The organism is Streptomyces acidicola (assembly GCF_009377235.1).
Classification (GTDB): domain Bacteria; phylum Actinomycetota; class Actinomycetes; order Streptomycetales; family Streptomycetaceae; genus Streptomyces; species Streptomyces acidicola.
In genome coordinates, this window is record NZ_VMNX01000079.1 from 1 (window position 1) to 18,141 (window position 18,141).

Sequence of the window (18,141 nt, forward strand, 5' to 3'; positions counted from 1 at the left end):
CCCCCCGCCCCACCCCGAGAACCGCCCTGATCGCCACCGTGACCGTCGCCGCCACCGCGGCCGGTTCCCTGCTGCTCACCCCGCTCCCCGCCGGCGCGGACGACCACGACACCCCGCCCGTCCGTGAGCGCTCCGCCCTCACCCAGGGCGCCGCCAAGGCCTCAGAGAGCACTACGGAACGGGCCCTCACCGCCCCCGTCACCGATCTGTCCGGCAACGGCAACGGCAACGCCACCGCTGCCACGCGCGGCTACCCCCGAGAACAGGTCCTCACCCCGGACCCGGAGAACCCCGCCGACAAATCCATCAAGCTGGGCCTCACCCCGTACCACGCCATCGCCCCGAAGCTGAACGCCCTGCAAGGGCTCGGCGACCGGGTGAGCGTCGAGGTCGCCGGACGGTCGGCCGGCGGGCACCGGCTCTACCTCGTCACCGTCACCGCCCCGGAGACCGCCCAGCAGTCCCGCGCCCAGGACCGTATGCGCGAACTCATCGAGAACGCACCCCGGACGGCGGCTAAGGACCCGGCCGTCAAGAAGACCTACAAGATGCCCGTCTTCTTCAACAACAACATCCACGGCAACGAATGGGAGGGCACGGACGCCGCCCTCAAGCTGATCGAACGGCTCGCCACCGCCAAGGACAAGGACACCACCGACCTCCTCGCCCACAACCGGCTCTACTTCAACATCACGGCCAACCCCGACGGCCGTATCGCGGGCACCCGCGCCAACTCGAACGGCTTCGACCTCAACCGGGACCTCGTCACCGCCTCACAGCCCGAGGCACGCGCGATCCGGCAGATCGAGATCGACAAGCAGCCGGCCGTGATGCTGGACCTGCACGGGTACGTCAACGGCACGCTGATCGAGCCGACCACCCCGCCGCACGGAGAGAACTACGAGTACGACCTCTTCCTGAAGAACACCTACGCCAACGCCCTCGGCATGGAGGCCGCCGTCAACGGCCTCGGCTACACGCCCGACAAGGACGGTGTGGAACCCGCCCAGATCCCGTTCCGCGACCAGGAGGAGGGCTGGGACGACTGGCCGCCGATCTTCACACCGCAGTACGCGGCGTTCCACGGCACGGTCGTCGCGCACACGATCGAGATCCCGTTGCGGGTGAACAACGCGTCGTACGACTCGCTTCCGGTCACCGAACTCCGCCGCCGGTCCGCCGTCAACGTGGACGTCGCGGGGGCGGCCATGAACGCGACCCTCGCGTTCGCGCGGGAGAACCGGACCTCCCTCGTCGCCGACCAGATCGAGGTCTTCCGGCGTGGAGCCGCAGGCGCCGCCCAGGTCCCGGTCTCGGAGGAGACCGTCCCGGGCGTGCCGGGCATCGGACCCGAGGACGTCTACACCACCGAGTTCCCGCGCGCGTACGTCGTCCCGGCCGGTGGCGGCCAGCGCTCGGCCACTGCCGCGGCCCGGCTGGTCGACCATCTGCTCGCCAACGACATACGCGTCACGCGCGCGACCCACGATTTCCGGCTCGGCGGACGGCCGTACCCGAAGGGCTCGTACGTAGTCGACATGCACCAGCCCAAGCGTGGACTCGCCAACGTGCTGCTGGCCGACGGGCGGGACATCAGCGACAAGGTGTCGGTGATGTACGACATCTCCGGGTGGAGCCTGGGGCGGCTGTGGGGCGCCACGGTGGACGAGGTGAAGAGCGGCCGGCTCGCGGACGTCCCGGCACGGCCGGTTCAGGCCGCCTCGCGTGTCGGGTACGTCGCCCCGCGCGGCGACCTGCGGCTGCGGCTCGACGGCCCGCAGGAGATGGCCGCGCTCAACTCGCTGCTCCGGCAGGGCGTTCCGGTACGGCAGGCGGCCGACGGCAGCGCGCTCGTGCCCTCCTCGGCGCGCCGGAGCGCTCAGGCGCTGGCGACGGCGTACGACGTGGCCTTCGACGCGACGAACACGCGCGGGGGCACCCCGCTGAGCCAGGTGCGCGTCGCGGCGGCCGTCACCCCGGGTGAGCTGTTCGCGCTGCGGGAGATGAACTTCGACGTCGTCCCGGTGTCGACGGCCGTCCTCAACGACGGCTTCGACTGGTCGGCGGCGGACGTGCTGTTCGTGTCGTCGGGACTCTCGTACGACCGGCTGGACACGGCCGCGCGGACGGCCCTCGACGGCTTCCTCGACACCCATGGTCTCGTCGGCCGGGGCGCCACCGGGGCCGCGCTCAACACCGCCACCGGGCTGCTGAAGGCGACGGCGGTGGAGGGTAACGGGGACGCCAACGGCGTGGTCCGCGTGGTGAACTCGGGCCGGGTCACGGCCGGGGCGCCCGACCACAGCTTCGTCTACGCGCCCGTCTGGTTCACCGATCTCGGCCCGGAGGCCACCGTCGAGCAGTCGTACGCGACCGGGAATCCGCTCGTCTCCGGCCACTGGCGGTCCCAGGAGGACGGCTCGGGCGGCCCGGCAGCGGCGGCGGGCCGGGCATCCGTCGTCAGCGGGGCGAACGTCGTCCTCTTCGGCACGGAGCCGCTCTTCCGCGACCATCCGAAGGGCGCGTTCGCCCAAGTGGGAAGGGCGTTGCTGACCGCGTCCTGACCACACGCGCCAACACATGGCAGAGTCCGCACCCCACGTCCAAGGGTGCGGACTCTGCCATGTGCAACGAACGGGGCCGGGCGGGCGTCACGGGCACCCGCCCGGACACCTCGGCCGCTCACCACCTCGGCCGCTCGAGCCGACCCCTGCTCAGAGCTTGACGATCATCTTGCCGATGTTGTCGCCGCGCAGGACCCCGAAGAACGCCTCCAGGTTGTTCTCGATCCCCTCGACGACCGTCTCGCGGTACTTGAGCTCGCCGGAGCGGACCCAGGGCCCGACCTCCTGGACGAACTGCGGCTGGAGGTCGTAGTGGTCGCCGACGAGGAAGCCCTCGATACGGCCGCGGGTCTGGATCAGCCGGACGAGGTTCTTCGGGCCGGGAGCGGCCTCGGTGTTGTTGTAGACGGAGATCATTCCGCAGACGGCGATACGGCCGCCGCGGTTGAGGGAGCCGATCGCGGCCTCCAGGTGCTCGCCGCCGACGTTGTCGAAGTACACGTCGACGCCGTCGGGGGCGGCCTCGCGCAGCTGCTCGGAGACCGGTCCGCTCTTGTAGTTGAAGGCCGCGTCGAAGCCGTACTCCTCGACGAGCAGCTTCACCTTCTCGTCGGACCCGGCGGAGCCGATGACCCGGGAGGCGCCCTTGAGCTTCGCGATCTGACCGACCTGGCTGCCGACCGCACCGGCGGCGCCGGAGACGAAGACGGAGTCGCCCTCCTTGAAGGAGGCGGTGCGCAGGAGCCCGGCGTAGGCGGTGAGCCCGGTCATCCCCAGCACGCCGAGGTAGGTGCTGAGCGGCGCGGCCTCGGGGTCGACCTTGACGGTCTGCTTGGCGTCGACCGTGGCGTACTCGCGCCAGGCGCCGAAGTGGAGTACGTGGTCGCCCGGCACGATGCCGTCGACGTTCGAGGCGATCACCTCGCCCACGGCGCCGCCCTGCATGACCTTGCCCAGCTCGTAGGGGGCGGCGTACGACTTGGCGGCGCTCATGCGGCCGCGCATGTACGGGTCGACGGAGACGTACTTGTTCCGTACGAGGACCTCGTCCGGGCCGGGCCGGCGGACCTCCGCCTCGACCAGTGCGAAGTCCTCCGGCTTCGGCCAGCCGACGGGGCGGCTGAGCAGGTGCCATTCGCGGCCGGCGGTGGGGAGGGCGGGCGTGTCGGACATGGGGACCTTCCTGCGGACGGACGTCTGTGCGGGTGCTTCTTACCGGTGTACGAGTGCTTCATACCGTGCGGTTAATTCACTACCTGAAACAATCATGCGCCTGAATATTTCATGATGTCAAGTATCGGGGTAGCCTGGAGCCCATGGCCACGCACAGGACGACCAGACCCACCGACCCGCTGACCCTGGAGGTCGTCGACCTCATCGGCACGGTCGTGGCCCGCTACTACGACGAGTACGAGGAGGCCGCCGCCGAGCACGCCTTGACGGGAGCCCAGGCCCGGCTGCTGAGCCTGCTGTCCCTGGAGCCGCTGCCCATGCGGCGGCTGGCCCAGAAGCTGAGGTGCGAGCCGTCGAACGTGACCGGGATAGTGGACCGGCTGGAGGCGCGGGGACTGGTGGAACGCCGGCCGGACCCCAAGGACCGGCGCGTGAAGCTGGCCGCCGCGACACCGGAGGGCCGCCGGCTGGCCCGGGGGCTCCGGGAGTCACTGGACTTCGCGCGTGAGCCGCTGGCGGGGCTGTCCCGCGAGGAACGGGAGTCCCTGCGGGACCTGCTGCGGCGGATGCTCGGCGCATAGTCGTCGCGCAGCCCTGGCACAGCTCCCGCGCAGCCCTGGCATACCTCCCGCGCCGCCCTCGCACAGTCCTCGCGTTCACCGGTGTGGCGATGGCGGCTCCCGGCACACCACCGGCGGTACCGCGTCGATAGAGTTGTCCCCATGCGCGATCTCGGGGTTGGTTTCACGTACTTGGTGCAGGGTCAGCGATGGGTGGCCCGGCACGGCAGACAGTACGGGTTCGGGCTGCTGCCCGGGCTGATCACGCTCGTGCTGTACGCGGCGGCGATCATCGCCCTGGCCCTGTGGGGCGCCGACTTCGTCGCCTGGTCGACCCCCTTCGCCGACGACTGGTCCAGCCCCTGGCTGGGCCTCTTCCGCGGCTTCCTGACCGCCGTCCTGTTCGGCCTCAGCCTTCTCCTCGCGGTCGTCACCTTCACCGCCATGACCCTCGTCATCGGCCAGCCGTTCTACGAGAGCCTCTCGGAGAAGGTCGACCGTGACGTCTCCCCGGACGGCACGGCACCCGAGTCCGGCCTGCCCTTCGCCAGGGACCTGTGGATCTCGGCCCGGGACAGCCTCCGTATCGTCGTACGCGCCGCCCTCTGGGGCGTCCTCCTCTTCGCGCTCGGGTTCCTCCCCGTCGTCGGACAGACCGTCGTCCCGGTGATCGGCTTCTTCGTCACCGGCTTCTTCCTCACCGAGGAGCTCACCGCCGTCGCCCTCCAGCGCCGCCGCGTCGAACTCCGCGAGCGCCTGGCCCTGCTCCGTGGCCGCAAGACGCTGGTCTGGGGCTTCGGCACCCCTCTGGGCATCGCCTTCCTGGTCCCGGTCGTCGCCGTCTTCCTGATGCCCGGCGCGGTCGCGGGCGCCACCCTCATGGCCCGCGACCTGATGGGCGAGGAGACACGGGACGGCGACCGCGACCAGGAGGACGCGGGAGATCAGGAAGCGGCGCCCGCTTCCTGACCGGGACTGGAGTCCGCCGCCTCGGGACCGGAGTCCTTCGCCTCCACCGCCACCGTCACGATCGCCCGCACCTGCGCGATGATGTCCAGCCGGTTCCGCACGAACTCGGGATCGGTCACCGCCCCCGTCGCCGGGTCCGTGTTGCCCGCCCCGAACTGCAGCACCGGCGTGTGCACATGCCCGGCGGGCAGCCTGTCGTGCAGACCCAGCCGGTCGCGCAGCAGCGTCACGCGGTACGCGATCTCGTTGGAGAGGTAGTCGCCGCCGCCTCCGGCACGGGCCGTGGAGCCGGGCGTCGGTCCGCCCGGCCGGACGACCGGGCCCGTCCCGCCCGCGGGGATCTCGGTCACGCTCGTGTTGTCGTACACCGGGAAACGCCCCGTGCTCGCGGCCACGATCCGCGCGTACGGCAGGGTCGTCGACGTCCACTGCGGTTGGGAGGCCGGGTCGGCGACCGGGACGGTCTCCGTCCGCGAGAGGTTCTCGTTGTCGGCGAAGCCGCCGCGCCAGGCCCCGTTGGTCCGCTCGATGTCGATGCGGCCGACCCGGCCCTGGCTCACCGTCGTCACCAGGTCCACCTGCGGCAGATGCGGGCGCAGCGCCCGTTCCACCATGCCGTCGGCGAAGTCCTGCCAGCGGACCGGAAAGACGGCGGTCTCGACGCGCGCCGGGCCGTCCGCGGTCTCGATCACCGTGCCGTCCAGGGCGAGCGCGGTGGCGCCGGAGGGGTTCGAGATACGGACGTCCCGGTCCAGTGTGAACGGGTCGAAGCCCGTCAGCAGGACGCGCTTCATGTCCTTGCCGTGCGGGTAACGGATGGTGTTCTGGCCGCGCGAGCTCTGCTCCAGCTTGTCCAGCAGCCGGGCCCGCTCCGCCGCGGTCAGTCCGAACTCCGGCTCCCAGCCCCTTACTTCACGCGTCATCCCCAACCGTGCCCAGTACAGCGGCCGGTCGTCGTCCCGGCTCAGATCACCGACCGCCGGGCCCCGCCCCTGCGCCCGGTCGACGGCACGCCGCCACAGCTGTGACCCCTCACGTGCGACGATCCGCTCGGCCTGCGCGTACGAGCGCGCCCCGGCGAGGGCCCGCGCGAACTCCGGTGCCACCGAGTCGAATCCGGAGCGCCGCAGGATCTCCTGGGGGGCGGCTCTGTCGAGCCGTTGCTCCTCGACGGTCGGGGGTGCCGCAGAGGTCTCGGTGGCCGCCGAGGTCTCGGTCGCCGAGGCGGTCGCTGGTGCGGCCAGGCCCGCCAGGAGAGCGAAGCCGAGTATGCCGATCCGAACATTCAGGGAGGTCAAGGGAGTTCGGTTCCTTCCGTTGCCGTGGGTCTGCCGGACGGCGGCAGTATGCCCGTGACGGAAGGGGCGCACGCACAGTCGTGCGACTCAGGTGGCTGCCCGGGGCTCTCGGCCCGTCCCCTTGGCCCGTCCCCTTGGCCCGTTCCCTCAGCTCGCGTCGGCCTCGCCCAGCAGTGCGAGGAAGTCCCTGAACGCCCCCGGCATGTCCACCGACTCCGGGTCCAGCAGCCACTGGTACTGCAACCCGTCCATCACGGCCACCAGCAGGGGAGCGGCCCGCTCCGGTGAGAGCCCGCTCGGCAGCCGTTCCCCGTACGCGGCCCGCAACGCCTCCGCCATGGTGGCCCGCACCCTGACGTACCGCTCGGTGAAGAACTCCCGCGTCGGATGGCCCTCGGTCACGCTCTCGCCGAGCAGCGCGGAGAAGGTCTGCACGATGCCGGGCCGCATCGCGTTGTACTCGACGAGCGAGCCCAGCAGATCGAGCCGCCACTGGCTGTCGGGCACGGCGTCCCACTGGTCTCGCTCCTTGAGTACGGCGACGAGGAGTGCGTCCTTGGTGGGGAAGTAGTGCAGCAGGCCCTGCTGGGTGAGCCCGACCCGCTCGGCGATGGCGGCCATGCTCGCGCCCCGGTAGCCGCGTTCGGCGATCACCTCGAGCGCGGCCCGTACGATCTCGGCGCGCCGCTCCTCCGTTCTGGCCCTGCTGCTCATGGCGTCACCGTACGGCACCCACAGTAGGCCGCACCCCCCTTTATGTAACGACAAGATAACGAGACCTACCGGTCTACAGGTGACGGGTGCAGGATGGGGGAACGGAACAGGACACACCTCGCACGGACTTCACCGCTTCAACGAGGAGGCGCCGCGATGGCGAGCACCAACCCCACCCCGGCCGACGCGGCCCGCGAGGCAGCCGTCGAGGCGGCCCTCGCGAAACTCGACCTCGACGCGAAGGCACGGCTGCTCGCCGGACAGGACATGTGGTCGCTGCCCGCGCTCCGCGAGATCGGTCTGCCGTCCCTGGTCATGTCCGACGGCCCGATCGGCGTCCGGGGTGTGCGCTGGACCGCCGACGACCCGTCCGTCGCGCTGCCCTCCCCGACCGCGCTCGCCGCCACCTGGGACCCCGAACTCGCCCACAGGGCAGGGGTGCTGCTCGCACAGGAGGCCCGCCGCAAGAGCGTCCACGTCGTCCTCGCGCCCACGGTCAACCTGCACCGCTCCCCGCTGGGCGGCCGCCACTTCGAGGCGTACAGCGAGGACCCGTACCTGACCGGGCGGATCGGCGCCGGCTTCGTGCGCGGTGTGCAGTCCGGCGGCATCGGCACCACCGTCAAGCACTTCGTCGCCAACGACGCCGAGACCGACCGCTTCACCGCGAACAACCTGGTCTCCGCACGCGCCCTGCGCGAGCTCTACCTGGCCCCCTTCGAGGCCATCGTCGAGAACGCCCACCCCTGGGGCATCATGCTCGCGTACAACTCGGTCAACGGCACGACAATGACCGAGCACCGCTACCTCGTGAACGAGGTCCTGCGTGGCGAGTGGGGCTTCGACGGCTTCACCGTCTCCGACTGGATGGCCGCCCGCTCCACCACGGACGCCATCCAGGGCGGCCTCGACGTCGCCATGCCCGGCCCCGACACCATCTACGGCGAGGCCCTGGCCCGAGCCGTACGCGACGGCGAGGCGACGGAGGCCGACGTCGACGAGGCGGTGCGGCGGGTCCTCCGCCTCGCCGCCCGCGTCGGCATCCTGGAGGGCGCCGAGCCCGTGGTGACGGACCTTCCCGCCACCGTCGACGGCGAGGCCCTGGCCCGCGAGATCGCCCGCCGCTCCTTCGTCCTGGTACGCAACGAACGCGGGGCCCTGCCCATGAAGCCGGGCGGCTCCGTCGCCCTCATCGGCGCCGCCGCCCGCGACGCCCGTGTCCTCGGCGGCGGCTCCGCCCTCGTCTTCCCCGCCCGGATCGTCTCCCCGCTCGACGGCCTCACCGCCGCCCTCCCCGAAGGCACCCTCACCTACGCCGTCGGCGCCGACCCGAACGAGGAACTCTCCGCGGCCGACAGGGGATTCCACCTCCGGGCGGTCTGCCGCGACGCCGACGGCACGGTCATCGGCACGGGCTCGGCCCCGGGCGGCCAGATCCAGTGGATGGGTTCGGACCTCCCCGACGGCGTCACCCACGACCGTCTGCACACCGTCGAGCTGACCGGCACGTTCACCCCGCGCGAGAGCGGGCAGCACACCTTCGGCATCAAGGGCCTGGGCGCCTTCACGCTCACCATCGACGGCACCACGCACTACGACGACGTCCAGCGCCCCGAGAAGGACGACCCCTTCGCGGCGTTCTTCGCCGCCCCCGTACCCCGCGCCCAGGCCGAACTGACCGCGGGCGAGACGGTCGAGGTCTCCCTGACCCAGGTCGTCCAGTTCCCCCAAGACGCCCCCCTGAAGGTCGTCGGCTTCTCGCTCTGCCACCAGGAGCCGCAGCGCGACCCCGACGAGCTGATCGCACACGCCGTCGAGGCGGCCCGCGCCGCCGACACCGCCGTGGTCGTCGTCGCCACCACCGACCGCGTCGAGTCCGAGGGCTTCGACCGCAAGGACCTCGGACTCCCCGGCCGCCAGGACGACCTGGTCCGCGCGGTCTCCGCCGCCAACCCGAACACGGTCGTGGTGGTCAACTCCGGCTCCCCCGTGGAGCTCCCCTGGCGCGACGACGTGGCCGCCGTCCTCCTCACCTGGTTCCCCGGCCAGGAGGGCGGAGCCGCCCTCGCCGACGTCCTCACGGGCACCCATGAACCCGGCGGACGCCTGCCCACCACCTGGGGCTCGCTCCCGGACGCCCCGGTCACCCAGGTCGTCCCCACGAACGGCGAACTCCCCTACACCGAGGACGTGTTCATCGGCTACCGATCCTGGGAGAAGGAGGGCAGGACCCCGTCCTACCCCTTCGGCCACGGCCTCGGCTACACCGACTGGACGTACGACGCCATCGAGACCACCGGCACGACGGTGACGATCCGCGTCCGCAACACCGGCACCCGCCCCGGCCGGGAGACCATCCAGCTCTACCTCGCCGCGGTCGGAGGCGAGACCGCCGCCGACCGCCCGGCCCGCTGGCTGGCGGGTTTCACGACGGTCGAGGCGGCCCCGGGCGAGGCCGTAGAGGCGGTCGTCGAACTACCTCGCCGGGCCTTCGAGATCTGGGACGAGAGCACCAACTCATGGACCCATGTCGCAGGTTCTTACGAGATCCAGGCCGGCCGGTCGATCGCCGATCCGCGCGTCACGGCGACCGTCACGGTGTGAAGGGGGACGGTCAGGGACGGGCGGTCAGGGAGGGACGGTCAGGAGGGGTCCTCACGGGCCGTCACATTGCGGTACGCCATCTCCGCGAGCCTCGCCTGCCCGTTCCTGCTCGGGTGGAACCAGTCCCACTTGCTCAACTGCTTGGTCCCGAAGCGGTACTCGAAGACGGCGCCCCCGTCGAAGCGGCAGTACCGGTCCTTCGCGCACACGTCCTTCAGCACCTTGTTGTACGCCTCCACGCGGTCCTGCACCGTGTCGCGCCGCTGTGTCGCCACCGCGTCCAGGGCATCCGGGTCGCCCAGCATCGACGGGCAGATGCCCAGTTTCCACACCTGCTTGCCGAGCGGGTTGGTACGGCCCTGGGACCACAGCCGCTTCAGGTCGGGCACGCTCGCCACATACACCTGGGCCTTGGCCGAGGTCTTACGGAGCGCTCTCATGGCGTCCTCGAAGGAGGTGCGGAAGTCGTCGACGGACGTCATGGCGTCGGGGGTCGGGCGGCACGCGTCGTTCGCCCCGGCCATCACCGTCACCAACTCCGGCCGCTTGGCCGCCGCCTCGGTCATCTGGTCCGGCAGATCGGCCATCCGGGCCCCGGACACGGCGTAGTTCCAGCTGCGCTCGGCGGCTCCGGCCGCGCCCAGAAGCCGTACGGCGAGGCTCTTGACCTTGCTGTCCGTGCCGGTCGCCCACGAGACCTCCGGGCAGTCGGACAGCACCGAGCACGCGTCGAACCCTCGGGTGATGGAGTCCCCGACGGCAGCGATCGAACGCGGCGTGCGGTCCCAGCTGGGCGTCGGGGAGGGCTGCGCCTTCGCCTTGGTGCCCGAGGGGCCGGGCCCGTCGCCACCGCCGGCGTCACAGGCGGTCACTCCCAGCAGGGTCGCCGCCACGACGGAGAGAACCGCCCGTGATCGGTGGCGTCGGTGCCGCATGCGTCGGTCCCCTCGTCGGTCGTGCGATGGCCCCCTCCCATAACAACGTGCGAAGGTTCCCATGTGCGGCACCCGCAACTGTGGGGCCCGTTACACGCGTCCCCTCGAGTGACCGGGTGGCTGTGCTTTCCCGGGGGCAACCTCCGGCCCCCCGGCCGAGGGGCACCTGATCGGAGGTCGAATGCGCGTCTCCACGGGTGGCTGTGTTTTCCCGGGGGCAACCCCCGGACCCCCGGCCGAGGGCCACCTGATCGGAGGTCGAATGCGCGTCTCCACGGGTGGCTGTGTTTTCCCGGGGGCAACCTCCGGCCCCCCGGCCGAGGGGCACCTGATCGGAGGTCGAATGCGCGTCTCCACGGGTGAAACTGCGCCTTTTCCCGGTGTTGGCTCCGACGGTACGTCACACTCCTTGCCCCGCCGCACGATAGCCTCGCCCCGTGGCTGCCCCGCCGCTCCCGTTCCGCTAAGTTACAGATGTCCTGCTCTGTGGAGGCCCCGGTGACGACACGTGGAGTTCTGTACGTGCACTCCGCGCCGCGCGCGCTGTGCCCGCACGTCGAGTGGGCCGTCGCGAGCGTCCTCGGTACGCGCGTGAACCTCGACTGGATCAGACAGCCGGCGTCACCGGGCACCTGGAGATCCGAGTTCTCCTGGCAGGGCCAGGTCGGCACCGCGTCCAAGCTCGCCTCCGCGCTGCGCGGCTGGGACCTGCTGCGCTTCGAGGTCACCGCCGAACCGTGCCCGACCGCCGAGGGCGAGCGCTACAGCTGCACCCCCGACCTGGGCATCTTCCACGCGGTCACCGGCATCCACGGCGACATCCTGATCCCCGAGGACCGGCTGCGCGCCGCCCTGGCCCGCTCCCAGCACGGCGAGACCGACCTGGAAGCCGAACTCGCCAAGCTCCTCGGCAAGCCCTGGGACGACGAACTGGAGCCGTTCCGGTACGCGGGCGAGGGCGCCCCGGTCCGCTGGCTCCACCAGGTGGTCTGACCGAATCTCCGACGAGCTTTCCGCTCGGCACGCACGAAGGGCGCCCACCGGCCGGTGGGCGCCCTTCGTACACGTACAGGCGTTGCTCAGATCGTGCGGAAGGCCAGCACCACGTTGTGCCCGCCGAACCCGAACGAGTCGTTCAGCGCCGCGATCCGCCCCTCGACGGGCAGCTTCCGGGCCTCCCCGCGCACGATGTCCGCGTTGGCCTCGGCCTCGGGGTCGAGGTTCTCCAGGTTGATCGTCGGCGGAGCCACCCGGTGGTACAGCGCGAGGATCGTGGCCACGGACTCCACGCCACCCGCGCCGCCCAGCAGATGCCCGGTCATGGACTTCGTGGCGGAGACCGCGAAGTGGTCCGTGTCGTCGCCGAAGACCTTGCGCAGGGCCTTCAGTTCGGCCACGTCACCGGCCGGCGTCGAGGTCGCGTGCGCGTTGACGTGCACGATCTCGGCCGGGTCCAGGTCGTTGTTGTCGAGCAGGTTCTGCAGGGCGTGGGCGATGCCGCGCCCCTCCGGCTCGGGCTGCACGATGTCGTGACTGTCCGCGGAGATGCCCTGGCCGACCGCCTCGGCGTACACCCGCGCACCGCGCCTGGCGGCGTGCTCGGCGGACTCCAGGACGATCACGCCGGCGCCCTCACCGAGGAGGAAGCCGTCGCGGGCGACGTCGTAGGGACGCGAGGCGCCCTGCGGGTCGTCGTTGTTCTTGGACATCGCCATCATGTTGCCGAACGCGGCGATCGGCAGCGGGTGGATGGCCGCCTCGGTACCGCCGGCGACGACGATGTCGGCGCGGCCGGAGCGAATCATCTCAATGGCGTAGCCGATGGCCTCGGCACCCGACGCGCAGGCCGAGACCGGGGTGTGCACACCGGCGCGGGCGCCGACGAGCAGACCCACGTTGGCGGACGGGCTGTTCGGCATCAGCATCGGCACGGTGTGCGGAGAGACACGGCGGACGCCCTTGTCCTTCAGCACGTCGTACTGGTCGAGCAGGGTCGTGACGCCGCCGATGCCGGAGGCGATGACCGTGCCCAGCCGGTCGGGGTCGACGTCCGAGCCCTCGGCGCCGGCCTTCTCGGTGAAACCGGCGTCCGCCCATGCCTCCTGGGCCGCGATCAGCGCGAACTGCGCCGAGCGGTCCAGACGGCGGGCCTGCGGCCGGGGAATGACCTCGGTCGGTTCCACGGCGATCTGCGCGGCGATGCGGACCGCCTGATCGGCGGCCCAGTCCTGCTCCAGCGGGCCGGCGCCGGAACGTCCGGCGATCAGGCCCTCCCAGGTAGAGGCCGCGTCGCCACCCAGCGGTGTGGTTGCGCCGATACCGGTGACGACCACGGTGCGATTGGTCGAGCTCACGGGAATTCTTTCTCCAACGGATACGAGGATTCAGCGGCGCCACCGCCGGGTGGCGGGGCAGTCAGCCCACGGACCTTTCCATCAGGAACGGGGTGGCCGGCCCGGGTGATCGGTCGATCAGCCCTGGTGCTTGAGGATGTAGTCGGTCGCGTCGCCGACGGTCTTGAGGTTCTTGACGTCGTCGTCGGGGATCTTGACGTCGAAGCGCTCTTCGGCGGCGACGACGACCTCGACCATGGACAGCGAGTCGACGTCCAGGTCGTCGGTGAAGGACTTGTCCAGCTGGACGTCCTCAACCGGGATGCCGGCGATCTCGTTCACGATGTCGGCGAGACCGGCGACGATCTCTTCCTGAGTGGCGGCCATGTCAGGCGCTCCTTCGTTGGTATCCAGAGGGTGTGGCCCCCGCCGCGTGAGCGGCAGGTTGGTGCATTCCCGCACCGGAATCATGATCCGGCACGGAGTGCCTAGGGGAGGGTAACGACCGTCGCGGCGTACACGAGACCCGCCCCGAAGCCGATGACGAGCGCGGTGTCGCCGCTCTTCGCCTCGCCGGTCGCCAGGAGCCGCTCCATCGCGAGCGGGATCGAGGCGGCCGAGGTGTTGCCGGTGGTGCGGATGTCACGGGCGACCGTGACATGCTCCGGCAGTTTGAGGGTCTTCACCATCGAGTCGATGATCCGCACATTGGCCTGGTGCGGGATGAAGACATCCAGTTCGTCCGGGGTGATCCCGGCCGCGTCCAGCGCCTGCTGGGCGACCTTCGCCATCTCGAACACGGCCCAGCGGAACACCGCCTGGCCCTCCTGCGTGATCGCGGGGAACTTGACGTTGCCCTTGCTGTCCAGCGGGAGCTTGGAGACGTCGCCGAGCCTGAATTCGTTCCACGGCACCGTCTGCTTGATCGTGTCGGACTTGTCGCCCTCGGAGCCCCACACGGTCGGGCCGATGTGCGGTTCCTCGGAGGGGCCGACGATCACGGCCCCCGCGCCGTCACCGAACAGGAAGGCCGTGGCCCGGTCCTCCAGGTCGGTCAGGTCGGACAGCCGCTCGACACCGACGACAAGTACGTACTCTGCCGAGCCATCGACGACCATCCCCTTGGCGAGCGTGAGCGCGTACCCGAAGCCCGCGCAGCCCGCCGAGATGTCGAAGGCCGCGGCCTTGTTCGTGCCCAGCTTGTCGGCGATCTCCGTGGCGACGGCCGGGGTCTGGCTGAAGTGCGAGACGGTCGAGACGACCACGGCGCCGATCTGCTCGGCCCTGATCCCCGCGTCGGCGATGGCCTTGCCGGACGCCTCGACCGACATCGCGGCGACGGTCTCCTCGTCGCTCGCCCAGTGCCGGGTCTCGATGCCGGAACGCGAACGGATCCATTCGTCGGACGAGTCGATCGTCTCCAGGATCACCTCATTGGGCACCACCCGGACCGGACGGTAGCCGCCGACACCGAGGATGCGTGCGTAGGGTGCGCCCTTGCGTGTCTTGATCTTCGACATTGCTCTGAGGGCTCCTTGCTCAGGCACCCGCCGCGGCAGCGGCAGATGTCGACGCCTCCGCGATGAGCTCGCGAGCAGCGTCTAGGTCGTCTGGGGTCTTCAGCGCCAGCGTCCGCACGCCGGGCAGCCCACGCTTGGCGAGACCGGTGAGCGTGCCGCCAGGGCACACCTCGACGAGCGCGGTCACGCCCAGCTCCTTGAACGTCTCCATGCACAGGTCCCAGCGCACCGGGTTGGCGACCTGGCCGACCAGACGGGACAGCACCTCGGCGCCGGTGGCGACGGTCTGCCCGTCCTTGTTCGACACGTAGGCGACCTTGGGCTCGGCCGGCGTCAGGGCCTCGGCGGCCTTGGCGAGCGCGTCGACCGCGGGTGCCATGTGGTGCGTGTGGAAGGCCCCCGCGACCTTGAGGGGAACGACCCGGCGCACACCCTCCGGCTTGTCCGCCTCCAGCGCGGCGAGCTGCTCCAGGGTGCCGGCGGCCACGATCTGTCCCGCGCCGTTCACGTTCGCCGGGGTCAGGCCCAGCTTCTCCAGGTGCGGGACCGTCGTCTCGGGGTCGCCGCCGAGCAGCGCGGACATGCCGGTCTCGGTGATCGCGGCGGCCTCGGCCATGGCCAGACCCCGCTTGCGTACGAGGGTCAGGGCGGCGGTGTCGTCGAGGACGCCCGCGAACGCGGCCGCGGTGATCTCGCCGACGCTGTGGCCGGCGACCGCGTCGGGCGTGCCCGCCGCGGCAGCGGCAGATGATGCCGTACTCAGTGCCGCGGCGGACAGGATGCCGGCCGCGACCAGCAGCGGCTGGGCCACGGCGGTGTCACGGATGGCATCCGCATCGGCCTGGGTGCCGTAGTGGGCGAGGTCCAGCCCGATGGCGTCCGACCACATGCCGATTCGGTCGGCGGCGCCGGGCAGTTCGAGCCAGGGGGTCAGGAAGCCGGGCGTCTGGGCGCCCTGGCCGGGAGCGACGAGTACGAGCACTCTCACACTCTCTCTTGGGGACGGCCGGGGCCGCCCGTGGGGACAGGGACGAAGAACACGAGAGCGTTTTGTGGGCCCTCGACAAAACCCTAGGCCGGGGGGTCCCCGTCGACCAGGCGCCCCAGGATCAGTGCGATGCGTAGGGTGAACGCGGAGCGTACATCAGACGGTGACCATCCGGTGACGTCAGTCACACGTCGAAGCCGGTAGCGCACGGTGTTGGGGTGAACGAAAAGCATCCGTGCGGCCCCCTCCAGACTTGACGCCTGCTCCAGATACACACTGAGGGTCTCCAGGAGCGCCGAACCGGCCTCCTCCAGTGGTCTGTAGATCTCCTCCACCAACTGCTCGCGAGCGCTCGGATCCCCGGCGATCGCGCGCTCCGGAAGCAGATCGTCCGCCAGCACGGGCCGGGGCGCGTCCTGCCAGGCGGAACACGCCTTGAGCCCGGCCGCGGCGGCCTGCGCGGACCGGGTGGCGGCCAGCAGATCGGGCACGATCGGCCCGGCCACCACGGGGCCCGCGGCATACGGACCGATCAGCGACTTGGCCACCTGCAGCGGATCACTGCTGCCACCGGCGATGACGACCAGCCGGTCGCCGAGAACTCCCGTGAGCACCTGCAGCTTGGCGTGCCGGGCCGCGCGCCGGATCGCCTCGACGGTCAGCTCACTGTCACCGTCGGGGGCGGTCCCGAGGACCACGCACACGTTGGCGGGCGCGTTCCAGCCGAGCGCGGCGGCTCGCGACACGGCTCCTTCGTCGGCCTCGCCCGACAGCACGGCGTTCACGACGAGCGACTCCAGCCGGGCGTCCCACGCGCCGCGCGCCTCGGCGGCCTGGGCGTACACCTGGGCGGTGGCGAAGGCGATCTCGCGCGCGTACACGAGGAGCGCCTCGCGCAGCACGGACTCGTCGCCGGGAGCGGCCACCTCGTCGATGGCGCTCTCCATCACCTCGATGGTGGTCCGCACCATCTCGACGGTCTGCCGCAGGGTGATGGCCCGGGTCAGCTCGCGCGGAGCGGTCCCGAAGACATCGGTGGAGATGGCCTGCGGGGCATCCGGATGCCGGAACCACTCGGTGAAGGCGGCGATACCGGCCTGGGCGACCAGCCCGATCCACGACCGGTTCTCCGGGGGCATCGCCCGGTACCACGGCAGCGTCTCGTCCATGCGCGCGATGGCCTGGGCTGCGAGACTTCCGGACGACTTCTCCAGCCGCTTCAGCGTTCCGGCGTGCGGGTGGATGGGAGGGGCGTCGTGGGGCGAGGAATTACTGGCATCGGGCACGGGACAAGACTGCCTTATCAGGACGCCGGGGTGAGGCGGTGGGTCGCTACCGTGGAGTATGTGATGGATGTACGGCGCGCCGGTGAGCGCTACAGCGGTGGGGACCTCGCCGCTGGAATCATTTCTTTCCATGCCTTCTCCTTCGGCCCGCACTACGACCCGGACAACCTCCGCTTCGGTCCGCTGCTCGGCTGCAACGAGGAACGGCTCGCGCCCGGTGCCGGTTTCGACGAGCATCCGCACAGCCACACGGAGATCGTGACGTGGGTGGTGGAGGGCGAGCTGACGCACCGTGACTCCGCCGGCCACGAGACGGTCGTACGACCCGGGGACGTGCAGCGGCTGAGCTCGGCGGGCGGGGTGCGGCATGTGGAGCGCAACGACGGGGACGTTCCGTTGACGTTCGTCCAGATGTGGCTGGCGCCGCTGGAGCCCGGCGGCGAGCCCGCGTACGAGATCGTCCGCGGCATCGCCGACTCCACGCCGTACGCGGTTCCGGAGGCCGGTGCGATGCTGCACGTGCGGCGGTTGGCCGGGGGCGAACGTACGGCGGTTCCGGACGCGGCGTTCCTGTATGTGCATGTGGTGCGGGGTGAGGTGCGACTGGACGGCGCGGAGCTGGCGGCCGGGGACGCCGCCCGGATCGCGGACGCGGAGGAGATGGACGCGTTCGCGGTTACGGCGGCGGAGTTGCTGATCTGGGAGATGGCCGCCGGGTGAGCGAGTGTGAGGGTGTACTCACCGGCGGCCCGTGCCGCCGTTCGCGGTGCCGGGGCCCCTCCGGGGCCGACGCAACGCACGGGTGCGGCACTCCGCCAGCGCGGCCTGTCGCCTGAAGATAGAAGTACACCTATATAAAACGTGCCGAAGGCGATCCGAGCATTTCCGCATTCGATGACCGCATGGATCCAGGTGTTCCACAGCGTCGGTACAGAGACCGCCCTCGCCACGCTCTTCCCGGCTGCGCCATCTTGCCGGTGACCGCGCTGCCCCTCGGCCTTACCTGGCGGCGCCTGACCGCCAGCGGGCAGGGGGATGACGTTCAGGTCGTCGTCGGGCGCTCGTAGACCAAGGCTTCGGTGGGCCGCGGGCCGCGGAGGAGACCACGGCCCGCAGTGAGGGCGCAGCTCAGTTCCGCTCCGTGCCCAGTTGGCATTCATCGCGACATTCACCCTTGCAACTCATTAATGAAAGCAC

At 70.8% G+C, this 18,141-nt stretch carries 15 protein-coding genes; 6 read left to right on the forward strand and 9 right to left on the reverse strand.

Translation table 11 applies throughout. From position 1 onward, the window contains the following. Positions 1-2,564 (forward strand): M14 family zinc carboxypeptidase (locus FPZ41_RS21225; protein WP_407698800.1); only part of this gene is annotated, 2,564 nt, incomplete at its 5' end. Between the two features lie 150 nt (positions 2,565-2,714). Here the strand turns inward: FPZ41_RS21225 and FPZ41_RS21230 are convergent. Beyond that, positions 2,715-3,737, reverse strand: a complete 1,023-nt coding sequence (locus FPZ41_RS21230; protein WP_152864890.1) for an NADP-dependent oxidoreductase — start codon at positions 3,735-3,737, stop codon at positions 2,715-2,717. 143 nt (positions 3,738-3,880) lie between these two features. On the opposite strand from FPZ41_RS21230, the gene FPZ41_RS21235 reads away from it, so the two are divergent. Continuing rightward, positions 3,881-4,318, forward strand: a complete 438-nt coding sequence (locus FPZ41_RS21235) for a MarR family winged helix-turn-helix transcriptional regulator (protein WP_131563381.1) — start codon at positions 3,881-3,883, stop codon at positions 4,316-4,318. Positions 4,319-4,459: 141 nt separating this feature from the next. Then, complete coding sequence (locus FPZ41_RS21240; RefSeq protein WP_152864892.1) at positions 4,460-5,266, forward strand: EI24 domain-containing protein; 807 nt, start codon at positions 4,460-4,462, stop codon at positions 5,264-5,266. Here FPZ41_RS21240 and FPZ41_RS21245 read toward each other — a convergent pair. Both FPZ41_RS21245 and FPZ41_RS21250 read right to left on the reverse strand, forming a co-directional pair. Continuing rightward, positions 5,242-6,564, reverse strand: a complete 1,323-nt coding sequence (locus FPZ41_RS21245) for a pyroglutamyl-peptidase I family protein (RefSeq protein ID WP_152864894.1) — start codon at positions 6,562-6,564, stop codon at positions 5,242-5,244. The two genes, FPZ41_RS21240 and FPZ41_RS21245, sit on opposite strands and share 25 nt — an antisense overlap. A gap of 147 nt (positions 6,565-6,711) precedes the next feature. Continuing rightward, on the reverse strand, positions 6,712-7,296 hold the full coding sequence (locus tag FPZ41_RS21250) for a TetR/AcrR family transcriptional regulator (RefSeq protein WP_322620524.1): 585 nt from the start codon (positions 7,294-7,296) through the stop codon (positions 6,712-6,714). 138 nt (positions 7,297-7,434) lie between these two features. Here FPZ41_RS21250 and FPZ41_RS21255 point away from each other — a divergent pair, with 138 nt between their 5' ends. Further along, positions 7,435-9,882 (forward strand): beta-glucosidase, encoded by a 2,448-nt coding sequence (locus FPZ41_RS21255; protein ID WP_152864899.1) that lies wholly within the window; start codon positions 7,435-7,437, stop codon positions 9,880-9,882. Positions 9,883-9,920: 38 nt separating this feature from the next. Here FPZ41_RS21255 and FPZ41_RS21260 read toward each other — a convergent pair whose 3' ends face one another. After that, complete coding sequence (locus FPZ41_RS21260) at positions 9,921-10,817, reverse strand: SGNH/GDSL hydrolase family protein (protein WP_152864901.1); 897 nt, start codon at positions 10,815-10,817, stop codon at positions 9,921-9,923. Positions 10,818-11,315: 498 nt separating this feature from the next. On the opposite strand from FPZ41_RS21260, the gene FPZ41_RS21265 reads away from it, so the two are divergent. Next, positions 11,316-11,810, forward strand: a complete 495-nt coding sequence (locus FPZ41_RS21265) for a DUF3145 domain-containing protein (RefSeq protein WP_131563376.1) — start codon at positions 11,316-11,318, stop codon at positions 11,808-11,810. 86 nt (positions 11,811-11,896) lie between these two features. On the opposite strand, the gene FPZ41_RS21270 is transcribed toward FPZ41_RS21265, so the two are convergent. The 5 genes from FPZ41_RS21270 to FPZ41_RS21290 form a co-directional block, all read right to left on the reverse strand. Next, a complete protein-coding gene (locus tag FPZ41_RS21270) occupies positions 11,897-13,171 on the reverse strand; it encodes a beta-ketoacyl-[acyl-carrier-protein] synthase family protein (protein ID WP_322620525.1) in 1,275 nt (424 codons plus the stop codon). A gap of 117 nt (positions 13,172-13,288) precedes the next feature. After that, positions 13,289-13,537, reverse strand: a complete 249-nt coding sequence (locus FPZ41_RS21275) for an acyl carrier protein (protein ID WP_045557916.1) — start codon at positions 13,535-13,537, stop codon at positions 13,289-13,291. A gap of 101 nt (positions 13,538-13,638) precedes the next feature. Next, positions 13,639-14,670: a ketoacyl-ACP synthase III gene (locus FPZ41_RS21280; protein ID WP_152864905.1), complete on the reverse strand. Its 1,032-nt coding sequence runs from the start codon at positions 14,668-14,670 to the stop codon at positions 13,639-13,641. Between the two features lie 19 nt (positions 14,671-14,689). Then, positions 14,690-15,652: an ACP S-malonyltransferase gene (locus FPZ41_RS21285; RefSeq protein WP_322620526.1), complete on the reverse strand. Its 963-nt coding sequence runs from the start codon at positions 15,650-15,652 to the stop codon at positions 14,690-14,692. A gap of 89 nt (positions 15,653-15,741) precedes the next feature. Continuing rightward, positions 15,742-16,944, reverse strand: a complete 1,203-nt coding sequence (locus tag FPZ41_RS21290) for a PucR family transcriptional regulator (protein WP_322620527.1) — start codon at positions 16,942-16,944, stop codon at positions 15,742-15,744. Between the two features lie 63 nt (positions 16,945-17,007). Between FPZ41_RS21290 and FPZ41_RS21295 the strand changes: the two genes are divergently transcribed. Then, complete coding sequence (locus FPZ41_RS21295) at positions 17,008-17,664, forward strand: pirin family protein (RefSeq protein WP_152864907.1); 657 nt, start codon at positions 17,008-17,010, stop codon at positions 17,662-17,664. Positions 17,665-18,141 lie beyond the last annotated feature (477 nt).

Bases quoted from the DNA above. Each gene is read 5' to 3' on its own strand.
- FPZ41_RS21230 (WP_152864890.1), bottom strand. From the start codon at position 3,737: ATGTCCGACACGCCCGCCCTCCCCACCGCCGGCCGCGAATGGCACCTG.
- FPZ41_RS21235 (WP_131563381.1), top strand. From the start codon at position 3,881: ATGGCCACGCACAGGACGACCAGACCCACCGACCCGCTGACCCTGGAG.
- FPZ41_RS21240 (WP_152864892.1), top strand. From the start codon at position 4,460: ATGCGCGATCTCGGGGTTGGTTTCACGTACTTGGTGCAGGGTCAGCGA.
- FPZ41_RS21255 (WP_152864899.1), top strand. From the start codon at position 7,435: ATGGCGAGCACCAACCCCACCCCGGCCGACGCGGCCCGCGAGGCAGCC.
- FPZ41_RS21260 (WP_152864901.1), bottom strand. From the start codon at position 10,817: ATGCGGCACCGACGCCACCGATCACGGGCGGTTCTCTCCGTCGTGGCG.
- FPZ41_RS21275 (WP_045557916.1), bottom strand. From the start codon at position 13,537: ATGGCCGCCACTCAGGAAGAGATCGTCGCCGGTCTCGCCGACATCGTG.
- FPZ41_RS21280 (WP_152864905.1), bottom strand. From the start codon at position 14,670: ATGTCGAAGATCAAGACACGCAAGGGCGCACCCTACGCACGCATCCTC.
- FPZ41_RS21295 (WP_152864907.1), top strand. From the start codon at position 17,008: ATGGATGTACGGCGCGCCGGTGAGCGCTACAGCGGTGGGGACCTCGCC.